Origin of the sequence: Massilia sp. W12 (assembly GCF_037300705.1) — a bacterium.
GTDB lineage: Bacteria > Pseudomonadota > Gammaproteobacteria > Burkholderiales > Burkholderiaceae_D > JACPVY01.
The window spans coordinates 3537889-3554216 of record NZ_CP147776.1 but is presented as its reverse complement, the minus strand read 5'-3'; the positions used below and the strand labels follow the sequence as shown (position 1 = coordinate 3554216).

General features: G+C 56.0%; 16 protein-coding genes and 2 tRNA genes. 9 read left to right on the top strand and 9 right to left on the bottom strand.

Features of this window, described 5'->3' with window-relative positions; genetic code table 11:
- The first annotated feature begins 193 nt into the window (after positions 1 to 193).
- From V8J88_RS14245 to V8J88_RS14230, 4 genes are all read left to right on the top strand, one after another.
- The gene (locus tag V8J88_RS14245) at positions 194 to 943 is read left to right on the top strand and encodes a fumarylacetoacetate hydrolase family protein (RefSeq protein WP_338844803.1); all 750 of its coding nucleotides are present in this window, start codon (positions 194 to 196) and stop codon (positions 941 to 943) included.
- A gap of 82 nt (positions 944 to 1025) precedes the next feature.
- Entirely contained in the window at positions 1026 to 2288 is a 1263-nt protein-coding gene (locus tag V8J88_RS14240; protein WP_338844802.1) for a crosslink repair DNA glycosylase YcaQ family protein, read from the top strand.
- Positions 2281 to 3384, top strand: coding sequence for a DUF2804 domain-containing protein (locus tag V8J88_RS14235; RefSeq protein WP_338844801.1), 1104 nt, complete (start codon positions 2281 to 2283; stop codon positions 3382 to 3384). Before V8J88_RS14240 ends, V8J88_RS14235 begins: the two co-directional genes overlap by 8 nt.
- Before the next feature lie 3 nt (positions 3385 to 3387).
- Positions 3388 to 3729: a hypothetical protein gene (locus V8J88_RS14230; RefSeq protein WP_338844800.1), complete on the top strand. Its 342-nt coding sequence runs from the start codon at positions 3388 to 3390 to the stop codon at positions 3727 to 3729.
- 103 nt (positions 3730 to 3832) lie between these two features.
- Here the strand turns inward: V8J88_RS14230 and V8J88_RS14225 are convergent, their stop codons facing one another.
- The 3 genes from V8J88_RS14225 to V8J88_RS14215 are packed head-to-tail and all read right to left on the bottom strand — an operon-like array spanning position 3833 to position 4674.
- A complete protein-coding gene (locus V8J88_RS14225) occupies positions 3833 to 4096 on the bottom strand; it encodes a hypothetical protein (protein WP_338844799.1) in 264 nt (87 codons plus the stop codon).
- Between the two features lie 9 nt (positions 4097 to 4105).
- On the bottom strand, positions 4106 to 4501 hold the full coding sequence (locus tag V8J88_RS14220; RefSeq protein WP_338844798.1) for a type II toxin-antitoxin system YafO family toxin: 396 nt from the start codon (positions 4499 to 4501) through the stop codon (positions 4106 to 4108).
- Positions 4498 to 4674 (bottom strand): hypothetical protein, encoded by a 177-nt coding sequence (locus V8J88_RS14215; protein WP_338844797.1) that lies wholly within the window; start codon positions 4672 to 4674, stop codon positions 4498 to 4500. Before V8J88_RS14215 ends, V8J88_RS14220 begins: the two co-directional genes overlap by 4 nt.
- Before the next feature lie 219 nt (positions 4675 to 4893).
- On the opposite strand from V8J88_RS14215, the gene V8J88_RS14210 reads away from it, so the two are divergent.
- Positions 4894 to 7605 (top strand): bifunctional acetate--CoA ligase family protein/GNAT family N-acetyltransferase, encoded by a 2712-nt coding sequence (locus V8J88_RS14210; RefSeq protein ID WP_338844796.1) that lies wholly within the window; start codon positions 4894 to 4896, stop codon positions 7603 to 7605.
- Positions 7606 to 7802: 197 nt separating this feature from the next.
- On the opposite strand, the gene V8J88_RS14205 is transcribed toward V8J88_RS14210, so the two are convergent.
- Positions 7803 to 8741: a hypothetical protein gene (locus V8J88_RS14205; protein WP_338844795.1), complete on the bottom strand. Its 939-nt coding sequence runs from the start codon at positions 8739 to 8741 to the stop codon at positions 7803 to 7805.
- Between the two features lie 163 nt (positions 8742 to 8904).
- Between V8J88_RS14205 and V8J88_RS14200 the strand changes: the two genes are divergently transcribed.
- Entirely contained in the window at positions 8905 to 9468 is a 564-nt protein-coding gene (locus V8J88_RS14200; protein WP_338844794.1) for a DUF4240 domain-containing protein, read from the top strand.
- 54 nt (positions 9469 to 9522) lie between these two features.
- Here V8J88_RS14200 and V8J88_RS14195 read toward each other — a convergent pair.
- Together V8J88_RS14195 and V8J88_RS14190 are read right to left on the bottom strand one after the other, a co-directional pair.
- Positions 9523 to 9598 (bottom strand) — tRNA-His (locus V8J88_RS14195).
- A 49-nt stretch (positions 9599 to 9647) separates the two neighbouring features.
- Positions 9648 to 9723 (bottom strand) — tRNA-His (locus tag V8J88_RS14190).
- 219 nt (positions 9724 to 9942) lie between these two features.
- Here V8J88_RS14190 and V8J88_RS14185 point away from each other — a divergent pair.
- Genes V8J88_RS14185 through V8J88_RS14175 form a run of 3 tightly spaced genes read left to right on the top strand, consistent with a single transcriptional unit; the run spans position 9943 to position 13251 of the window.
- Positions 9943 to 11364 carry a TldD/PmbA family protein gene (locus V8J88_RS14185; RefSeq protein ID WP_338849887.1) on the top strand — a complete coding sequence of 474 codons (1422 nt, stop codon included), beginning with the start codon at positions 9943 to 9945 and terminating at the stop codon, positions 11362 to 11364.
- Between the two features lie 8 nt (positions 11365 to 11372).
- Positions 11373 to 12710 (top strand): metallopeptidase TldD-related protein, encoded by a 1338-nt coding sequence (locus V8J88_RS14180; RefSeq protein ID WP_338844793.1) that lies wholly within the window; start codon positions 11373 to 11375, stop codon positions 12708 to 12710.
- Between the two features lie 55 nt (positions 12711 to 12765).
- Complete coding sequence (locus V8J88_RS14175; protein WP_338844792.1) at positions 12766 to 13251, top strand: GFA family protein; 486 nt, start codon at positions 12766 to 12768, stop codon at positions 13249 to 13251.
- A gap of 151 nt (positions 13252 to 13402) precedes the next feature.
- On the opposite strand, the gene V8J88_RS14170 is transcribed toward V8J88_RS14175, so the two are convergent.
- From V8J88_RS14170 to V8J88_RS14160, 3 genes are all read right to left on the bottom strand, one after another.
- A complete protein-coding gene (locus tag V8J88_RS14170; protein ID WP_338844791.1) occupies positions 13403 to 14599 on the bottom strand; it encodes a restriction endonuclease, SacI family in 1197 nt (398 codons plus the stop codon).
- Positions 14600 to 14612: 13 nt separating this feature from the next.
- A complete protein-coding gene (locus V8J88_RS14165; RefSeq protein ID WP_338844790.1) occupies positions 14613 to 15551 on the bottom strand; it encodes a DNA adenine methylase in 939 nt (312 codons plus the stop codon).
- 480 nt (positions 15552 to 16031) lie between these two features.
- A complete protein-coding gene (locus V8J88_RS14160; protein ID WP_338844789.1) occupies positions 16032 to 16295 on the bottom strand; it encodes an acyl-CoA-binding protein in 264 nt (87 codons plus the stop codon).
- Between the last annotated feature and the right edge of the window lie 33 nt (positions 16296 to 16328).

The window sequence follows — 16328 nt, the reverse complement described above, 5'->3', positions numbered from 1 at the left end:
CTGCAGCCGTGGCGGGCGCAAGGCTGTTGAGAGCGGTTTGAAACTGAGATAGAGCAAGGCTCACTTCACACTCCACGAAACCGGGAGTTATGATGGTAGCGGAATGCCCTGGACACAGCAAGTTCGGTGGCAAAAGCCGCAAGCCGCGCAGACAATGGCATAATCTTCCCCACGCCCTCACCAGGAGTTCGCGATGCCGTATGTGTTTCCGCCTTTGCCGCCCGCCGCTGTTCCGGTTGCCGGGCGCGCACATGAACTCTTTCCTGTCCACAGAATTTATTGCGTTGGCCGCAATTATGCAAAATACGCCATTGAAATGGGCGGCAGCGGGCGGGACGCGCCTTTTTTCTTCACCAAGCCGGCAGACGCTGTGTTGCCGGTGCCAGCCGGGGCGGTGGGGCAGATGCCATACCCGCCGCAAACCCACGACCTGCACCACGAAATCGAACTGGTGGTGGCGATAGGCAAGGATGGATTTGAAATTCCCGCTGCGCTGGCGATGGACTATGTGTGGGGTTATGCGGTGGGTTTGGATATGACGCGGCGCGATTTGCAAATCGAGGCGCGCCGCATGGGCGGCTCCTGGTGTACCGCGAAAGGCTTTGACCATGCGGCGCCGATCGGGCCGATTTATCCGATCAGCCAAACCGGCCCCCTGCAGGAAGGGGAAATCTGGCTGAATGTGAACGGGGCCAAACGGCAGCGCAGCAATATTGATAAGCTGATCTGGAATGTGCCCGACACCATCGAACAACTGTCACGTTTTTTTGAATTAAAGCAAGGCGACTTGATCTTTACCGGCAGCCCGGAAGGGGTGGCCGAGGTGCAAGAGGGCGATTTACTGGAGGGCGGTATCAGCGGCCTGGGTGAATTGCGGGTGATGATCTGGCCGCGCATGGCCGCCGGATTCTCGCCGGACCCGGAGCCAATGCGGCGGCGCTGATCGCCTTGCCGCGCAACAATCTTCCTTTCTTCATGATGATTTCTGTTGATTTTCCTATTCTGTGCGGCAGTGGAGCGCGGCGATGAGTGCGCGCTTGCAACTTTCCCGGCGCGAAGCGCGCGCGGTGCAATTGGCCAGCCTGCAATTACTCAAACCCCGCCGCGCCCGCGCCGGCAAAGCCGATGTGCTGACTTGCATCCAGCAGATGGGTGTGCTGCAAATTGATACCATCAATGTGGTGGCGCGCAGCCCCTATCTGGTGTTGTGGAGCCGCCTGGGTGACTACGATATGCGCTGGCTGGAACAGCTTTTGGCCGAGCGCGCCTTGTTTGAATACTGGGCGCATGAAGCGTGCTTCGTGCCGATAGCCGACTATGCGCTATTGCGTCACCGCATGCTGGATCCGGCGGCGATGGGCTGGAAATCCGGCGAAAACTGGCGCCGCCAGCATCCGCACGCCTTGCAAGAAGTCTTGCAGCATTTGCAGCAGCATGGCGCGGTGCGCGCCGCCGATTTTGAGGCCAAACAGCATAAGGGCGGCGGCTGGTGGGAGTGGAAGCCGCAAAAACGCGCGCTCGAAGTCTTATTCACGCGTGGCGAAGTGATGATCGCGCGGCGCGAAAAATTTCAGCGCGTGTATGATCTGGCCGCGCGCGTGCTGCCGGATTGGGACGATGCGCAAGCGCTGACGCGCGAGGCGGCGCAGCAGGAATTCATTTTGCGCGCCTGTTTGCGCCTGGGTGTGGCCAAGCCGGCCTGGCTGGGCGACTATTACCGCCACTGTAAAACCAGGCCGCAACCGCATCCGGCAGTACTGGCGCAGCAGGGTTTATTGCTGGAAGTGCAAGTCGAGGGTGAGCACAGCCCCTGGTATGCGCACCCGGACAATCTGGCATTATTGCAAGACGCCGCCAATTTGCGTCCCACTCACAGCACGCTGCTGTCGCCATTCGATCCCCTGGTCTGGGATAGACAGCGCGCCCTTGAATTATTTGATTTTGATTACCGCATCGAGTGTTATACGCCGGCGGCGCGCCGCCGTTATGGCTATTTTTGCCTGCCGCTGCTGCGGCGCGGGCAGTTGGTGGGGCGGCTGGACGCCAAGGCGCACCGGCGCGAAGGCGTGTTCGCCTTGCAGGCGCTGCATTTGGAACCGGGAGTGAAGCCATCGGCCGCTTTGCAAACCGATCTGGCGCGTGCGATTGCCGCCTGCGCCGCCTGGCATGGCTGCACGGCGGCCAGCCTGACGTATGCCAGCGATGCCGCGTTTGGCCGCAGTCTGTTGCAAGCGCTGCAAATGCGCCTGGCCGGACGGGAAGATTTGTTGAAGGATGAAGATGAGTGAAACCTTATTACTGCCGCCAGATGCGGCAGGATTGGAATTTGATCCGCTTTTGCCGGGGGCTGCCGTGTTGAGCGCGCATGAGCAATTTGTGCTGCCGCCGGCCCCGCCGCATTTGCTGGGCAGTGATGGCATGCCGCGTTTTGGCCGTTTCGCCGGCGATCTGGCGCGTCTGGACTGGCGCGGGGTGCATACCTCGCTTTTGCCGGGGCCGTTGCTGCGTCCCTTGCGCCATAAGCGCTGGCGTTATCTGGCGCTGTGTACGGATGAAGTGTTTTGCGGCATTGCGCTGGTGCACCTGGGGTGGGTCAGTTCAGCATTTGCGTATGTTTTTGAGTGGGACAGCGCACGCGAAATTTTCGCCATCAGCCGCGAAGGACTGCCGCTCGCGGCGCGCTTGTCCGGCGCCCCATTTGCCGGCGCGGATTGCCTGTTTTCCGCCGGCGGGACACAGATCCGCTTTGCGCATCAAGCCGGCAGCCAGCGTTACCGTCTGCAGGTGAATACGGCGCAGTTGCAGATTGACGCCGAGCTGGATGCGACGGACGCGGCGCCGGCTTTGCTGGCGGTGGGGACAGTGCAGCATGGCGCCAACACGCGCCGCGCGCACGCCACGCAAAAATCTGCAGCCTGGGCTATGCGCGGCGAGTTGCGCCTGGGGGCGCGCAAGATTGTGCTGGATGGCGGGGTGGCTTCATTGGATTATTCTTGCGGCTCCTTGGCGCGCGAAACATCCTGGCGCTGGGCCTCGGCGCATGCGCGGGGGATAGGCTTTAATTTGCAACAGGGATATTTTGGCGCGCAGGAAAATGCCTTGTGGCTGGATGGCGCGCTGTATCCGCTGGGGCCTGCGCATTTTGTATTTGATCCGGCGCAACCCGGCGCGCCCTGGCGCATCAGTACGGAAGATGGTTTGCTTGAGCTGGAATTCATCCCGGCGGGCGTGCGCGCGCAAAATAAAAACCTGGGCTTGGCCGCCAGCCGCTATTTTCAGCCGGTCGGCCATTTCAATGGCTGGGTCAAGCCCTGGCCGGGTGCGCCGGCGGTGGCGGTGCGCCAGTTGCCGGGCGTGACGGAAGATCATTTTTCGCGGTGGTGAGCGATGCAAACTATCAGTGTGAAGGCGGCATTGGCGCAATTGGACGTGTTGGCCGGGCAAGACGTGACCCTGGAGGGGATCTTGCACTTCGCATTTGAACGCATTGCCCTGGAGCATTATCCTTTAAGCGAAAGCGCAGGACACAGCAGCTCGCTTTCACTGTGGACAGGTGCAGGCAGTTTGGGCTTTGATGTGGAGGCGTGCCGCAAACTGAACGGCAAACGCGTTCTGGCGCAGGGAACACTGTCGGGGCCGGATCCGCGCCTGGGCGGTTGCGGACATATGAGCGCTTATCCGGCGGAGCTGTTGTTGCGCTATTTGACGAAGTGGCCGCAGCAGGTGTGAGTGACAAAGGGGGGGCATGGTTTTAACTGTATAGCCCCTGCCTTTGCCAATCTCAGTTCAACACTTGGCGCCAGCCGTCTTAATTTGTTGGACGTGTATTGAGTCACACCTCGTCCCAGCCGCCTTCAATTTTTGTGTATTCAGGTTTTTCTGGTCTCGGTAATGGCCAGGCAATTTTCACCTGCTTGAAAAAATCACCAATCCGGATAAATGCCACGATATTTTCCGGGTGATCATGCTCCCATTGCTCGCCGTCCCAGCTCGCGATTTCATAGCAGCCGGAATATTCATTCAATTCATTTGCGACAAGATAAAGATCTGCTTGCGCAGGTGCTCCAGTTTGCCATGTGAGCTTAACTTCCATCATGCAATCTCCTTAGTATACTTTACGAAAATCTTCGGCAATGTCTGCCATGGCAAGCAAGGCTTGCCTTTCTTTGCGATAGTACTGATGTGCTTCTTGTACAAATCCAATCAGAAGAAAGTATCCTGGATTACGACTTGCTTCACAGTATATCAATGCTGTGTTGCTGGTCTTGTGATAGGTTATTTTCTTTAAATGCCAATTCTTTGATGATGCATCTTTTACATGTATGTGCATTAAACCTGCATCAGATGTGTATTTTGATTCGTCAAAAGGAACGTCACGTCCGAATCTCTCGGGCTGACCATCTCCATTTTTATATTTTCTGAAATCATTGATTATTTCGGCAATCATTTCATCGGGGCAGTTTGCCTTAAAGTGTTTGTGAGTAAATATTCGAACAGTCATTTTTCAATGATTTCCAAAAAAGTTGTGAAATCACCTTTATTTTTGCTGAGGAGAATGTCTTGCAGGATTTTCTCCCTGATTGCAATCAAGTCAGCATCACTCACTCCTGTTTTTAATTGCCTTGTGTTAATATTTTCTTTCCGGAAAAATACTATGGGTTTGGTTTTTCGCATGATTGGCTCAATTAAAAATAATCATTTTACTGAAAAAATAAAATCAATTCAACAATGTACTTGCACTCAAAATGCATGGTGAAGGTAAAACGACGGGATGTTTTCTCTGGCATCTGTTGCGATTTGCCTGCCCGCAATAATCTTTGATGCGCGCCGCGCTTTGCGCCCGCGCGCACTCATGGCAAGATAGACGCTTCAAGCCATCCTGTGGGGCCTGTGATGAGTGTCAGAAATCTGGAAAAGCTGTTCAAGCCCGACTCCGTCGCCATTATCGGCGCCACGCTGCGTGCTGGCAGCGTTGGCGCGACGGTGTTGCAAAACATGGTGGGCAGCGGCTATGCCGGGCGGATTTACCCGGTCAATCCCAAATATCAAGCCTTGCTCGGCCTGGATTGCTGGGCCGCTGTGGCGGATTTGCCGGCGGCGCCGGATCTGGCCATCATCTGCACTCCGGCGGACAGCGTGCCGGCCCTGATTGCTGAATTGGGGAAAAAAGGCTGTAAGGCGGCGATAGTGCTGACCGCCGGCTTTGGCGCACTCGACCATAACGGCGCGCAATTGCGCCAGGCCATGCTGGATGCGGCGCGACCGCATCTCTTGCGCGTGTTGGGGCCGAATGGCATCGGCTTGCTGTCCCCCGCCTTGCAACTCAACGCCAGTTGCGCCCATCTGCCGGCCTTGCCGGGCAAAATCGCTTTCATTTCACAATCCGGCGCGCTTGGCACCGGTGTGCTGGATTGGGCGCACGGGCGCGGCATCGGTTTTTCCAACTTTATCTCACTCGGCGATGCGGATGATATCGATTGCGGCGATGTGCTGGATTATCTGGCCAGCGATCCCGACACCCAGTCAATTTTGCTGTATCTGGAAGAGGTTGGCGCGGCGCGCAAATTCATGTCCGCCGCGCGCGCCGCTGCGCGCAATAAGCCGGTGGTGGTGTTGAAATCGGCGCGCAGCGCGGAAGGCGCGCGCGCTGCAATTGCCCATAGCGGGGCCAGGGTGGGCGAGGATGATGTGGTGGATGCGGCTTTGCGCCGCGCCGGTATGCTGCGGGTGGCCACCACCGGAGCTTTATTCGATGCGGTGGAAACGCTGGCGCGCGCCAAGCCTTTGCGCGGCGAACGCTTGCTGATCGTTACCAATAGTGGCGGGCTGGGGGTGATCGCAACTGATGCGCTGTTGGCCAGCGATGGCCGCCTGGCGCAGTTGAGCGCGGAGACGCTGGAGAAGTTGCAAGCGGTGTTGCCAGCCGGCTGGCAAGGCGGCAATCCGGTTGATTTAAGCGGCGATGCGCCAGTAGCGCGCTATGTGCAGACCTTGCAAGTCTTGTTACGTGCGCCGGAAGTGGATGCGGTCTTGCTGCTGCATGCACCGACCGCACTGGTCTCTTCGACCGAAATCGCGCAGGCGGTGGTGGGGCTGGCCGCGCGCGCATCGCGCAATTTCATCGCTTGCTGGCTCGGTGGCGCGAGTGTCGCGCAAGCGCGCAGGATTTTCAGCGATGCGCGCATTCCAACCTATCAAACGCCGGAAAAAGCGGTGCAAAGCTTTATGCAAATCGTGCAATACCGGCGCAATCTGGATTTATTGATGCAGGCCCCGCCAGCGTTGGCGGCCGGCCATGCGCCTGATCGTTCCTGTGCGGAAAAAGTGGTGCGCCAGGCCTTGGCGCAACAGCGCAATTTTCTGGATGAGGTGGAAGCCAAGAAGCTGCTGTCCTGCTATGGCATGCCGATTCCCGCCACGCGCATTGCCGCCAACATCGATGAGGCGCTGGCAGTGGCGCGCGAAATTGCTTATCCGCTTGCGCTGAAAGTCTTGTCGCCGCAAGTCGCGCATAAATCGGATGTTGGCGGATTGGCGCTGGATATCGAGGATGAAGCCGGTTTGCGCGAAGCTGCGCAGGCTTTGCAAAGACGGGTTTTGCGCGCCATTCCGCATGCGCAGATCAGCGGTTTTGCGGTGCAGCAGATGGTGCGCCGGCCACAGGCATTCGCCTTATGCATCAAGGTGATAACCGATCCGGTGTTTGGCCCGGTGATCATGCTGGCGCATGGCGGCGATGCTGCGGCGGAATTGGCCGACCATGCGATTGCGCTGCCGCCTTTGAATCAGGTGTTGGCGCAGGATTTGCTCATGCGCACCCGGCTGGCGCGGGTGTTGGGCGGTTTTCGTCAGCAGCCGGGCTGTGATCAAGAGGCGATTTGTGCGGCCTTGATTGCGATTGGCGAGCTGGTGGCGGATTTGCCAGAGGTTGAAGCGCTGGAAATCAATCCTTTGTTAGCCGATGCGCATGGCGTCTTGGCCTTGGATACCCATGTGCAGCTGCGCGCGGTGGCGCAGTCTGGCGGCAGCGACCGCGCCTCGCAACGCGTAGCGCGGCTGGCGATCCGCCCTTATCCGCAGGAATTGGAGGAGCGCCTGGCGTGGGATGGCGCAGAATTGGTGTTGCGCCCGATCCGTCCCGAAGATGGCGCGCAACATCTGGCCTTTTTCAATTCGCTCGACCATGAAGATTTGCGCTTTCGCACCTTTTCCAGCATCCGCGAATTGCCACCCTCACAATTGGCGCGCCTGACGCAGATTGATTACGACCGCGAAATGGCGTTTATCGCCTGCCGCACCTTGCCCGATGGCAGCGCGCAGACCCTGGGCGTGGCGCGCGCGATTGCAGACCCGGATAATTTGCATGCCGAGTTTGGCATTATCATCCGCTCCGACTTAAAAGGGCGCGGCCTGGGCCGCATCCTGATGCAAAAACTGGTCGATTATTACCGCAGCCGGGGCACGCGCGAAATCATTGGCGAGGCCTTGAGCCACAACACCGGGGTGCAGACCTTAGTGCGCAAGCTGGGTTTTTCCGTAACGCCGATGCCGGGCGACGCCAGCACCGTGCGCCTGCATTTGGATTTGCAACAAGGCCTGGCATAAGGCAGTAGGGCGATGCCGCGCATCAGGGCGGCGCAATGATATATTTGCCGCTGCTGAGCCGATATTCGCCTTGTTGTCAGCGCCAGCTCGCTTTTGGGATGCAGGGCCGGGCTGCGCTTTGTCACTGCAGCCAAGTACTGCGACAGCCCATGTCAGACCGCATAATTGGCGCAATCTGTTATTGCGCATGCCTGCGCTCAAATCTCCGGCACGATGTTTTTGCCGCTTTGCAATTGATAGCCCTTGGCCCCGAAACGATACGTGGCTTGTCCCTGCTGCGGACGTTTTTTGCGCTCTTCGCTGCCTTGCGGCGCAGCGCTGCTCTCATGTCCCTTGAACTGCAGTTGCAGATCGGGCAGCTCCTTGCCCGTGCCCGGCAGAAATTTCCATTCCCCTTGAATGCTCCAGCAACGCTCAGTCTCCGGCATGCAGGCGCCTTCACTGTCGGAGGACAGGGGAATCAAACTTTTATTCAGAATGCGCGCGGTTTTGGCCTGGATTTCCAACAAGCCCAGGTGGGTGATGCTGTAACCCTGCCATGTCCCGCCGCCTTCGATCGCCAGCGCCATGCGCTTATCGTCAAGCGGCACAAAGCGCAGATTGCCCAACTCTCCAAAGGAGCCAAATTCGGTCAGATTTTCTTCTTTGTGCATCAGCAGCCATTTGCCTTGCTCTTCTTTGAGCCAGTACAGGCTTAAGGCGCCGGGCGTGACATGTCCGGCGCTGGATTTGCCTTCCGCGTCGGCGGGCTGGCTGTTCATCGCCAAGATGGTTTGCCCATCTTCCAGTTTGACCCAGGCGCGCGCTTCCAGCAGGTAATTGCTGTATTCGTTGCGGTTGTCCGGCGCGGGCAGTTCGCGCAGGCCGCCTTTTAATTCGGCGCGCCAGTCTTTACCCAGCGCGGCTTGCGCCAGCGTCAGCAGTTGCGCGTCTGGCTGGCTGGCCGCGCCTGATGTGGCGCTGGCGCTCTGGCTGGCCGCTGCCGGCGCCGGCGTGCTGGGTGCGGCGGCGCTGCTGGCCGCTGCGCTCTGCGCTGACGCCGCGCTGGCGGCTGGTTTGGCAGGCGCCGACTGTTCGCAGGCGCACAGCAGGGCAATGCAGATCAGGGGCAAGACTGGGGCAAACTTGGAAGGCATACATTTCTCCGCGACAAGATGCGGCATGATCGCACAGCATGCGTTTTTTTCAAAATTTCCGGGCCGTGCGGCAATTGCCAGCATCTGCCGCTGCTGTTAGTATCTGACGCACTGATTTGATGCTTGATGCTTGTTGCAGCGACTTTACTTAACCCAAGGAGATATGATGGAAGTCACGCAATTTTGGAATCTGGTCGAAGAAGTCAAACAGGAAGCCGGCATCGATCCCGATGAACGCGCCGCCTGCCTCAAGGACAAATTATTGTCACTCACCCCGGAACAAGTCGCCGCTTTTCAATTCTGGTTTGATAAAGCTTTCAACCGTGCAGATCATTGGGATCTGTGGGGCGCGGCGTATGTGATCGGCGGCGGTTGTTCGGATGATGGTTTCATGGATTTCCGCGCCTGGCTGATTTCTGAGGGGCGCGAGCATTTTGAGCAGGCGCTGGAAGACGCTGACAGCATGGCGGATTGGGAATTGCCGGAATATTGCGAAGCGGAAAGCTACGCCTATGCGGCGCAGGAAGCTTTCGAGGAGTTGGGCGGCGAAGATATTGAAGAGGCGGTGGCTGAACTCGATATCCACGAAGAAGACCAGGATGAGGAAGAGGATTACCAGGGTACGCGCGGCGAGCCATGGGAAGAAGAGGATTTGGAAGAGCGTTTCCCGCGCTTGTCGGAGCGCTTTGCTTACACAGAAGAGCATGGCGCCAGTGAAGATGATTGAGGCGTATGCGGGCTGAAATGAAAACGGGCGCAGATTGCGCCCGTTTGACTGTTTTGGGGTGGCTGATGGGACTCGAACCCACGACGACAGGAATCACAATCCTGGACTCTACCAACTGAGCTACAGCCACCGCTGAAACCATAAAAAACAGGCGTATGGTACGCCTGTTTTTGAAATTCTGGGGTGGCTGATGGGACTCGAACCCACGACGACAGGAATCACAATCCTGGACTCTACCAACTGAGCTACAGCCACCGTCGATGTCTTCGTTAATCACGAAGAAAAGAGATTATAAGCGATTTTTTATACAGGGCAAGTGAAATCCGGCGCTTTGGCGAAATTTCTCAAATAAAGCGGCCAAGCCCGGCCTCAGCGCAGCATGGGGCGGCGCTGGTTGGCAGCGGCAAATCTGCTACACTGCCAGACTTTGCCGCTCCTTTGCTGAGGTGTATTTTGACTGATTTATTCGACACCATGCGCGCGCATTTTGCGCGCTTGGCCCCGGAGGTTGATTTCTGCAGCCTGCGCCTGTTTTCCGAGCGCCAGCAGCAAACCAGCAGCCGCCAAGGGGTCTTGCAACCTTTCTCCACCAATCTGGAACGCGGCGTGATGCTGACCGTGATCCATCAGGGCGGCTATGGTTATGCCGCCACCAGCGACTTGAGCGAAGCCGGGATTGCCGCCGCATATGCGCGCGCGCGCCACTGGGCGCAACGCAGCAGTGGCCGCTGCGTGACCGATTACAGCAAAATCCAATTTCCGCAAGTGCGCGGCGAATACCGCAGTCCCGACCATGGCCGCACGCCCCTGGCGGCGAAAGAATTGATCGCTTTATTGCAGGCGGAAACCACAGCGGCGCAGGTGGATGAGCGCATTGTGGACAGCATCGCCAGCATGTGGACGGTGCATACCGACACCCTGTTTTTAAGCAATCAGGGTTCGGATGTGCGGCAATCCTTCTCCATGGTGATGCCGACCATGTCTGTCACCGCCAATGATGGGGCCGACACCCAGAGCCGCAGTTTTGGCGGCGGCGGCAGCTTTTACCAAGGCGATTGGGGCGCGTTTTATGATTCCAATTTCGTCGGCAGCGGCGCGCGCCTGGCGGCTGAGGCGCTGGAATTGCTGGCGGCCCCAAACTGTCCGACGGGACAGATGGATTTGCTCTTGATGCCTTCGCAAATGTTGCTGCAGATTCACGAATCGATCGGCCATCCATTAGAACTTGACCGCATCTTGGGCGATGAACGCAACTATGCCGGCACCAGCTTTGTCACGCCGGATATGTTCGGCACATATCAATACGGTTCAGACTTATTGAATGTCAGCTTCGACCCGACCCGGCGCGAAGAACTGGCCGCCTACGGCTGGGACGATGACGGCGCGCCGGCGCAAAAAGTGTTCCTGATTGAAAACGGCTTGCTGCAACGCCCCCTGGGCGGCTTGATTTCGCAACAGCGCGCCGGCCTGCCCGGCGCCGCATCCGCGCGCGCCTGTTCCTGGAACCGCCCGGCTTTAGATCGCATGTCGAATTTGAATGTCGAACCCGGCGCCAGCAGCATGCAGGCCATGATTGCCCAGGTCGAGCGCGGCATTTTGATGGACACCAATGTGTCCTGGTCGATTGATGACTCGCGCAATAAATTCCAGTTCGGCTGTGAATATGGCCGCCTGATTGAAAACGGCGAATTGAAGGGCGTGGTCAAAAACCCGAATTATCGCGGCATTTCCGCCACCTTCTGGCGCAATCTGAAAGCGGTGGGCGACGCCTCCACCTTCCAGGTGATGGGCACGCCATTCTGCGGCAAAGCCGAGCCTTCGCAAGTGATCCGTTGCGGCCACGCCGCGCCGGCTTGTCTGTTTGCGCAAGTGGAAGTATTTGGGGGACAGGAATAATGAGCGGCATGCAAGCATATTTTGAAGCGCTGATGGCGCAATTGAGCGCGGCGCTGGCGCCGCAAGAAGGGTTTACCTGTTGGCTGTCAGGCGAAGATTCCTGTTTTGTGCGTTTTAACCATGGCCTGATCCGGCAACCCGGCGAAGTGCGTCAGGCGCGTCTGGCTTTCAGCCTGATCGGCGCCAGCAGCGCCGACGGCACATTGCACGCCAGCGCCGGCTTTGATTTGTGCCACGACCTGGCGCAAGACAGCGCCCAGCTGCAACAGGCATTGCAAGACTTGCGCGCGCAAATGCAGGAATTGCCGCCAGACCCGCACTTTCTCACCGCCACCGAAGTCCATTCCAGTACCCATTGCGGCGACAATCAGCTGCCCGACAGCGCCGCCATGGTGGACGACATTCTGGATTTGGCGCAAGGTCTGGATTTTGTCGGCGTGCTGGCGTATGGCGCGATGTATCGCGGCTTCGCCAATCACTTCGGCCAGCGCAATTGGCATCAGGGACATAGTTTCAATCTCGATTTCTCGGTGTATCAAAACACTGACAAAGCGGTCAAATCCTCCTACGCCGGCAACCAATGGCAGCGCGCCGCACTGGCGGCCAAATTGGAAGACGTGCGCAGCCAATTGGAAATTCTGAAACTGCCGCCGGTGTCATTGCAGCCGGGGCAATACCGCGTCTATCTCACGCCGACCGCGTTGCAGGAAATTATCAGCATGTTGAGCTGGGATGGCGTGGGCGAGAAAGCCCTGCGCACCAAGCAAAGCTGTCTGCGCAAAATGCGCGACGAAGGCTTGCGCCTGCACCCTTCGATTCAACTCAGTGAAAACACTGCGGGCGGCTTGGCTCCGGCCTTTTCGGATGAAGGCTTCATCAAACCGGACAGCGTGCAATTGATTCAGGATGGTGCGCTGGTGGGCAGCTTGATCGCCCCGCGCACTGCGCAGGAATATGGACTGGCGACCAATGGCGCGGATGGCGGCGAAGGCATGAGCGCGGCGCATATGGCCGGCGGCGCCTTGGCGCAGGAGGCGATTTTGCAAGCGCTGGGCACCGGCGTGTATATCAGCAATCTGTGGTATCTGAATTTCTCCGACCGCGCGCACTGCCGCATGACCGGCATGACCCGTTTCGCCAGCTTCTGGGTGGAAAATGGCAAAATCAAAGCGCCGCTGGCGGTGATGCGTTTTGATGATTCGCTGTTTGATATTCTGGGCGATAAATTGGAAGCGTTGACCGCCCAAACCGAGCTGTTGATCGACAATGAAACTTATGAGGAACGCGGCGACAGTTGTGCGCGCCTGCCGGGCGCCTTGATCCGCGATTTCAACTTTGTGCTGTAAGAATAAAAAACGCCGCTATTTTGCGGCGTTTTTTTAACTGGAAAAGGGGACAGGCATGTCGCAATATTCAGGAAAATGCACCTGCGGCGCGGTGCAATACACCATGCATGACAAACCGATGTTTGTGCACTGCTGCCATTGCACCTGGTGTCAGCGCGAAAGCGGCAGCGCGTTCGCCTTGAACGCGATGATTGAAGCATCCAAATTCAGTGTGCAGGGCGAGATCGAGTCGATTGATACGCCCAGCAATAGCGGACGCGGCCAAAAAATCAATCGCTGCGCGCGCTGCAAAGTGGCGCTGTGGAGCAATTACGCCGGCGCGGCGGATGCCGTGCATTTCGTCAAAGTCGGCACCCTGCAAGCCGGCCATGACATTGCGCCCGACATCCACATTTTCACCTCCAGCAAACAGCCGTGGGTGGTGTTGCCGCAAGATACGCCGGCAGTGCCGGAATATTACAATCCGGCGCAATATTGGCCGCAGGAAAGCCGGGACAGGTATAAGGCGAATTTACAAAACGTAATTGCAGCCGAGAGGTAAGCACTTGTTTGGAGGCTTAGGGAAACGCTGATTAATTTAACTTACGAGCAAAAGTTTCATCCTAAGCCATTAATTTTAATAGGCTTGGGTAGCCTACTATTGTATTAAATCAGCATTTCTTTAGCGGATTGAGGATTTCGCTTGTGGAGGATCACTCGCCGCTTTCAGCGGCTTGCCGCAGCGCCAGAAATGCCTCTTTTAATGTCTGGCTGACCGCCGAATCCGGCTCGTTCAAGAGTAACGCCTGATAGGCATTGAGGAAATCTCCTCTGATGCGATGAAATAGGTGCAGGAAGTGTCGCAGAAATCCGATGCAATCGAGAATGGCAATCTCTGTGCCGTCAGTATTTTCGTAGAACGTCGCGGCGTATTCAGACACTATCGGATCAATTACATCCGTAGTTATAAATAGATAATTGTGAATCCTGTTGGGCGCTCTGGCTATTTTGCTAATAGCCGCGTCAATATCATCCTGCGTGACTCGTTTCATCTTCATTTCATAGGCGGTGACGACGGAATCTTCACCTTTGAGGCAGATTTCCACGTCGCCCAATGAGCCGGTTTGAAGATCTGCTGCATTGTGCGAGTTCAAAGGCAATATGTTTTCATTCAATCGTATTCCTGCAGACTCATAAGCGGCAGCGACAATCAACACTGGTAAGCGGCTAGCGTTTTTGCAAGCTAGATGCTGGCTTAATAAGGTAACGATGGCCTCCGACGAAAGTGGTAATGCACCCTTTGTACGATCTAATGCATTTAACAGAGAAGCCATGCGAGCCAGTTTTTCGTTGCGCAGTAGTATTAGCATGCGCACAGTTTCTACAAGCAGCTCGTAAGCAGTGATGCGCTCCAAGGCCACATCCTCCAGCAGCTCAAGGGTTTTCTTGTAAAGCTCGCGAGGCCTTCCGACAAGTTCCCGCTCGGTTGTAAGAGGATGGTCGATGTTGCGAAGCGTCGGTGTCAGAAATGCAGTTGTCGGATTGACTGGCAGCCGGTGCTCATTGATGAACTTGCCTAGATGGCGTTCGTCATAGGTGCGACCGGAAAAACTATCCTCGCCCCCAATCTCGGTGTAGGGCTTGCGAGGATCGATGTTCGGCTTATCCAGCTTGGCCAGCAGGCATGACATGAGCAGGCGAACCCCTGCACGGTTACTCATGCAGCGACATACGTAATCGACACGTTCTCGAATTGTCGAGTCGGTAATGACAGTAGCATTCAGTGAAGCAAGAGCACGCTGTTGGACGTTTTGTAATATTTCGTCTGGTGTCATTTGTATTTTCTCTGCTTTTGTCGCCGCGACTGCATGAAAAATGTGCAAATCGTCGGGGTGATATTGATGCCCCATATTTCAAAATATCTTATGCAAAAAGCTCTTTTTGATTTTTAGGTTCGTAATTGGTCCAAAGTACCTCCGTGCGTGTGTCTTTAGTTGAATGAATCGTTTTGTCAGGCGCAAACGTTTTGTACCACTTTCCTGGCCTGAATAATTCATTCATTAAAGGGTGATCATAGCCAGAAACAGCGACCATGCCTTTGCATTCATTGACTGCATTGGCTAATTCTCGGTGTTGAGACTCATCCATTTCAAAGCCGTAAGCCTTGGAATCGCCGCGTGTGGCGTGCAGATATGGCGGGTCGCAATAGAAAAGTGTCTTGGGACTGTCATAAAGGTTGATCACATCAACAGCCGGGCGATTCTCAATCTGCACGCGGATAAGTCGCTGTGCGATGTCGTCAAGTGCATCAATGCCACCTAACCAGCGTGACACTACGCCGGACATGCCCGACCTGCTCGTTTCCTTGCAGTTTGCCCAGCGTCCTAGTGAGGCGGTTTGCGCAAGCCCGGTTCGAGTCTGACGGGCTTTTACGTAAAACCGCCTAGCCCATTCCACTTCACTGATATTACTTGTGTCGCCATAGATCGCAAGGTAATACTCCTCACGAGAAAATGGCGTCAGGGTAATTGCCCTGATCAGTTCTTCGTGACGATCACGGAGAACCCGAAAGAAGTTCACTACATCGCCATCGATGTCATTGTATGTCTCAACAGGTGAAATTTCCCGATTGATGAGCACTGCGCCTGATCCCGCAAACGGCTCACAGTAATGGTGGCACTTGGGTAGTAACGGCAGCAGCCATTCGAGATGCGAAAATTTTCCACCATACCAGCCAAAAGCAATTCGACGCTTGCGACCGCGTACGTAAACGGTGTTTGACTGATTCAGAGGGCCATTTTCATCCAGATAAATCGGTGATCTTCCACGTCCCTGTTTTTTGGGTTGCTCTGCCTTGCTCATACTTTGTTTGCTCCTGTGGAGAGTGCTTAGATTTGGTTCGCGCCTGATTGATGCCGTGCCGCTTTATTTGCGCTGGCGGGTTAGCAGATTTTTGTCCTTGATGCTTGTATCTGTCTGCTTTCGATGCATCTGGGATGCACGAAAATCACAAACGCGACTTGTATGGCGGAGAATGAGTTCGATCGGAAAGCTAAACCATGTTGTTTTGGTGTGTTGCACATTGCTAGGGTGATAAATATCAGTGATGTATTTTAACAGACTGAAACGTAACAAACAATCACTGATTAAAATACTCTATTAATAATATATATGTATATTTTTTACTTATTCGAGGGGAGTGGTTGACATGGCATTATCAGATGTGTCCACTGTTGAAGATGCAACATTCGTAAAGCCAGTTGCATGTGAGTTGATTGGGATTTCAACTAGACATAAAAAAACGGCGGCATCGCTGCCGCCCTTTTTCACAGAAAACCCCGATTACTCGTCGTTTTCTTTCAATTCTTTGACCAGGTCAATGTATTCCTGCATCGCCTCATCTTGAGATTTGCCTTTCAAATCAGCCCAGGCGTCGTATTTGGCGCGGCCCACCATGTCGGTGAAGCCGGGGCGTTTGCCTTCGACATCGCCGTTTGAACCTTGCTTGAACAGCGCATACATCTTCAGCAGGGTCATATTGTCCGGGCGGGTGTTCAGGGTTTTTGAATCGGCTTGGGCTTGTTCAAAATCGGCTTGCAGGCTCATCAGAGACTCCGTAGGTTGGAAAAGTAGTGCAGC

Coding starts and splice junctions, on each gene's coding strand:
- V8J88_RS14185 (WP_338849887.1), top strand. CDS start 9,943: ATGCGCGCGCATTTTGCGCGCTTGGCCCCGGAGGTTGATTTCTGCAGC.
- V8J88_RS14205 (WP_338844795.1), bottom strand. CDS start 8,741: ATGCCTTCCAAGTTTGCCCCAGTCTTGCCCCTGATCTGCATTGCCCTG.
- V8J88_RS14225 (WP_338844799.1), bottom strand. CDS start 4,096: ATGATGGAAGTTAAGCTCACATGGCAAACTGGAGCACCTGCGCAAGCA.
- V8J88_RS14160 (WP_338844789.1), bottom strand. CDS start 16,295: ATGAGCCTGCAAGCCGATTTTGAACAAGCCCAAGCCGATTCAAAAACC.
- V8J88_RS14240 (WP_338844802.1), top strand. CDS start 1,026: ATGAGTGCGCGCTTGCAACTTTCCCGGCGCGAAGCGCGCGCGGTGCAA.
- V8J88_RS14220 (WP_338844798.1), bottom strand. CDS start 4,501: ATGACTGTTCGAATATTTACTCACAAACACTTTAAGGCAAACTGCCCC.
- V8J88_RS14200 (WP_338844794.1), top strand. CDS start 8,905: ATGATGGAAGTCACGCAATTTTGGAATCTGGTCGAAGAAGTCAAACAG.
- V8J88_RS14230 (WP_338844800.1), top strand. CDS start 3,388: ATGCAAACTATCAGTGTGAAGGCGGCATTGGCGCAATTGGACGTGTTG.
- V8J88_RS14165 (WP_338844790.1), bottom strand. CDS start 15,551: ATGAGCAAGGCAGAGCAACCCAAAAAACAGGGACGTGGAAGATCACCG.
- V8J88_RS14180 (WP_338844793.1), top strand. CDS start 11,373: ATGCAAGCATATTTTGAAGCGCTGATGGCGCAATTGAGCGCGGCGCTG.
- V8J88_RS14210 (WP_338844796.1), top strand. CDS start 4,894: ATGAGTGTCAGAAATCTGGAAAAGCTGTTCAAGCCCGACTCCGTCGCC.
- V8J88_RS14215 (WP_338844797.1), bottom strand. CDS start 4,674: ATGCGAAAAACCAAACCCATAGTATTTTTCCGGAAAGAAAATATTAAC.
- V8J88_RS14170 (WP_338844791.1), bottom strand. CDS start 14,599: ATGGGGCATCAATATCACCCCGACGATTTGCACATTTTTCATGCAGTC.
- V8J88_RS14235 (WP_338844801.1), top strand. CDS start 2,281: ATGAGTGAAACCTTATTACTGCCGCCAGATGCGGCAGGATTGGAATTT.
- V8J88_RS14245 (WP_338844803.1), top strand. CDS start 194: ATGCCGTATGTGTTTCCGCCTTTGCCGCCCGCCGCTGTTCCGGTTGCC.
- V8J88_RS14175 (WP_338844792.1), top strand. CDS start 12,766: ATGTCGCAATATTCAGGAAAATGCACCTGCGGCGCGGTGCAATACACC.